Here is a 1961-nt window from a genome sequence, read left to right as displayed (position 1 = left end):
TCCGGTTCGATGCGCTGGTCCACGCGCGGCAGGTGCGGCGGCAGTGCCTCGCGCTTGGGCTGGCGGCGCTTCTGGTCCTCGGGTGCTCTGCCGCCTGGGGTGCCCTCCGGGGTGCTGCTGTGCAGGGCGGCGAGCTGAGCTTCCAGGCTCGCCTGGTCGGCGGCGAATGTCTCCTCGAAGATCTCGCGCTGCTCGGCGTTCATGCGCTCGGTCTTGGCGCCGAACCGCCAGGCCTTGAGCTTGGCGAGCTGGAACGTGATGCTCTCGATCTTGGCATCACGCCACTTGATGCCTTGGGCCTGCGAGTKGACCCGCTTGTCCAGCGCGTCGATGTGCTTGGTCTGCTCCCCGATGTGGGCCAGCATTTGCACGGCCAGAGCCGTCAATTCGTCCGGGCTCAGACCCTTCAGATCTTCGGCTTTGAACTGCTGCGCATCGAGCATGTCCGCATTGTGCAAGGCCACATCGAYGCGGTCATCGGTGCATGTTTGGATTGCCGYGGRGGCGTCTTTGCGCTAGGCTTTTRMMTAAATACAATAACGTATTAAAGTTGCTGTGCAAGGTCCCCTGTAACACCGGACCGGAAGACTCTGCGCTGAAGGTCATGAAGGTATTGAGATGCCGAGAAGAAGCCCGTTCCACATTGAGTTGTCGGTCGCAGAGGCTGCMGAGTTGAACCGGCGGGCGGTTCGATATACGTTGCCCTATTTTGAAGTGATTCGCGCCAAGATGATCTTGATGGCCGCCCAGGGCATCGACAACGACGAGATCGCCGCTCGCCTGGATACGCGCCGTGAAGTGGTCAGCCAATGGCGCAAGCGCTTCTTCAAGGATCGATTGGCAGGCCTGGACGAACGGGTGCGCCCGGGACGTCCCCGGCTGCATCCCGAGCCAGCTCAGCGTTGATCGGCACTCGGGTCACATCCGCGTGATCACTCTCAATTGCTCCAGGCGCTGCCAGGGCAGCCCGAGCACCAGAGCGTCGAATTGATCCTTGCTCAGCGCCAGCGGTGCGGCGTCGGCTGCGACGTTGCGTGGCCACTCGAAGCTGCCTTTGTTCAGTCGTCGTGCGGCGCACCACACCCCGAAGCCATCGTGCACCAGGAGCCTGATGCGCGATGAACGGGCGTTGGCGAAGAGGTACCCGTGATGAGCCTGCGCGGCGCCGAAGACCTGTACGACGCTCGCCAGCAGCCGCTCGGTGCCGGCGCGCATGTCGATGGGCTGCACCGCCAGCCAGACGGCGTCGATGCGAATCACCGCAGCAGCTCCCGCATCCAGGCCGCACACTCCGCAGCGGCGGCGCACGGCCAGCTCACGGTGATGGCGGTCGTGCCCCGGTGCAACTCGATGCGAATGGCCGCGGGCTCAGCCTCGGCGGGCGGGATTTGCACCGGCACGAAGGCGGCGACCACAGCGCTGTTGGCAGCCCTCGCCAGCGCGCCGCCACCACGCCGCTCGGCCTCAAGAACCCAGCGGCGGGCCAGGTTCGCGTTGACGCCATGGGCCATCGACACCGCAGCGATCGATACGCCAGGCGAGCTGCATGCCGCCACGACCTGCGCCTTGAACTCGGCGCTATGTGTGCGCCGGCGTCGACGGCCAGCGCTGGCTTCGTTGGAAATAGTGTGCACGTGTCCACCAAAAACGTAGTGGACACGAGCATCCTAAAACGATCCGTCGCAATCAAGGTGCCGCGGCTGGACGCTTACAGAAAGGATATGGATCAGTCTTCGCAAGGGTAGTGAGGCAGCAAAGAGTGAAGTGATGTGAAACAGGTCAGACCGGGACGAGCTAAACCTGCATGTGGTCTCGGACATAGAAAGTCCGCCATAGGAGATGAGGCGCTTGTCAGCGGATATGCATGGGGGCCAGCGGGGCGAGTCGGGGAAACCAGGCGAGCCGCGCAATCAAGGCCGGATATAAGGACGCAGCCGACTTCTTCGCAGCACAACACAAAT

General features: G+C 63.3%; 4 protein-coding genes. 1 reads left to right on the top strand and 3 read right to left on the bottom strand.

What is annotated here, in order from left to right:
* Positions 1-458, bottom strand: a 458-nt coding sequence (locus AC1DY5_RS53425; RefSeq protein ID WP_478122318.1) for a transposase domain-containing protein, incomplete at its 3' end; no start/stop codon positions are given.
* A gap of 160 nt (positions 459-618) precedes the next feature.
* On the opposite strand from AC1DY5_RS53425, the gene AC1DY5_RS53420 reads away from it, so the two are divergent.
* Positions 619-906 carry a helix-turn-helix domain-containing protein gene (locus AC1DY5_RS53420; RefSeq protein WP_478122317.1) on the top strand — a complete coding sequence of 96 codons (288 nt, stop codon included), beginning with the start codon at positions 619-621 and terminating at the stop codon, positions 904-906.
* Positions 907-918: 12 nt separating this feature from the next.
* Here the strand turns inward: AC1DY5_RS53420 and tnpB are convergent, their stop codons facing one another.
* On the bottom strand, positions 919-1260 hold the full coding sequence (gene tnpB, locus AC1DY5_RS53415; protein WP_478122316.1) for an IS66 family insertion sequence element accessory protein TnpB: 342 nt from the start codon (positions 1258-1260) through the stop codon (positions 919-921).
* Positions 1257-1634, bottom strand: coding sequence for an IS66-like element accessory protein TnpA (gene tnpA / locus AC1DY5_RS53410; protein ID WP_478122315.1), 378 nt, complete (start codon positions 1632-1634; stop codon positions 1257-1259). The genes tnpB and tnpA overlap by 4 nt, the downstream gene beginning before the upstream one ends.
* Between the last annotated feature and the right edge of the window lie 327 nt (positions 1635-1961).

It is taken from the genome of Variovorax sp. P4_D9 (genome assembly GCF_056401695.1).
Note: the sequence above shows the minus strand (reverse complement) of the source record. Positions and strands in the feature narration are given on the sequence as shown.